Genomic DNA, 1,057 nt, shown 5'->3' with positions numbered 1-1,057 from the left:
TACAATGGTGAACATAGAAGTACTCTAGCAATAAATAATTAATATTTTACTTGTTTATTGCCTCAGTTCTTTGTTGGCTGTAGTTTTTATTCAAATGTACTCAATACTTTATATGTTATCGATGTGTTATTTGTATTAAGAACCTCGATTCGTAGTCCTTTAAATCCAATTATATTACTGTCATCTATGTCATATTGTAATTCTTGAGTGAAACTTGAACGAGCTAAATTATCTACATATTCTCTGTATACAAATTTCAAATCGTTATTTACTCTACCATTATATATAAATTCTTGTTTAAAACAGTTATCACAGTCGTTTGGCGTGAATTTAGTTATTTCATATTCAAATTCAGGAATATCTTTAGTGTAAAATCCACCAGAGTAAGAGTTCACAAAAGATTTAAACTCACCAGTTTTTTTGTTTTCTGCTATTCCAATTTGATATGTATTGTCTCTAGACATACTTTTATCGTAGTAAAAATAATATGAACTATTCTGTCCGTTTAAAGGTAACTTTTCACCAACAGAATAAGGGAATTTCATCATGCTGATATTAAAAGATTTCATGTTTTTAATTTTTACCGCTTTCTGTTGGAGGAAATCTCCTTTAGTTACTAGTGGACTACCTATTTCTTTGGTGTATTCTTTTTCTAGAATTATGTCATTTTCAGTTAATCTTTCAGGTAGAACAGAATTCATAGTAGCACCACAAGACACTAATATTAAAGAAAGTAAAAAGATGGTTTTTTTCATTTTTGATAGTTTAATTATTGATTTTTGCGTTTATCTGTAAATTACTGGCAACGGTTGTGTATATGAAAAGTAGCGCTGAAAATAAGCGTTATCTATTCGGATGAAACACACGCCAGATTTTTAAATTTTACTATTTATTTTATTTTCGGGAAATCGTCAAATTTAAAAATTTGGCGACTTCCCGAAAATGCCCGAACCTTTGTGTTAGCGAATGCTCGCGCTATTTTTTATATACGTCTTAAGTTAGCAATCTATTAACTTTAACATTTAATCATAAAGAACCAAAGAGAGGAATAAGGTTA

General features: G+C 29.2%; 1 protein-coding gene. It reads right to left on the bottom strand.

Going from position 1 to position 1,057, the window contains the following annotated elements:
• Window positions 1-86: 86 nt before the first annotated feature.
• Window positions 87-755 carry a hypothetical protein gene (locus WA340_RS05965; RefSeq protein ID WP_336127872.1) on the bottom strand — a complete coding sequence of 223 codons (669 nt, stop codon included), beginning with the start codon at window positions 753-755 and terminating at the stop codon, window positions 87-89.
• Between the last annotated feature and the right edge of the window lie 302 nt (window positions 756-1,057).

This window comes from Mesoflavibacter sp. CH_XMU1422-2, from assembly GCF_037029245.1.
Lineage (GTDB): Bacteria > Bacteroidota > Bacteroidia > Flavobacteriales > Flavobacteriaceae > Mesoflavibacter > Mesoflavibacter zeaxanthinifaciens.
The sequence above is the reverse complement of the archived record's forward strand: the minus strand, read 5'-3'. Positions and strand labels throughout refer to the sequence as shown.

What these genes read in the sequence shown, in the direction of transcription:
- WA340_RS05965 (WP_336127872.1), bottom strand. Translation starts at nt 755, where the DNA reads ATGAAAAAAACCATCTTTTTACTTTCTTTAATATTAGTGTCTTGTGGT.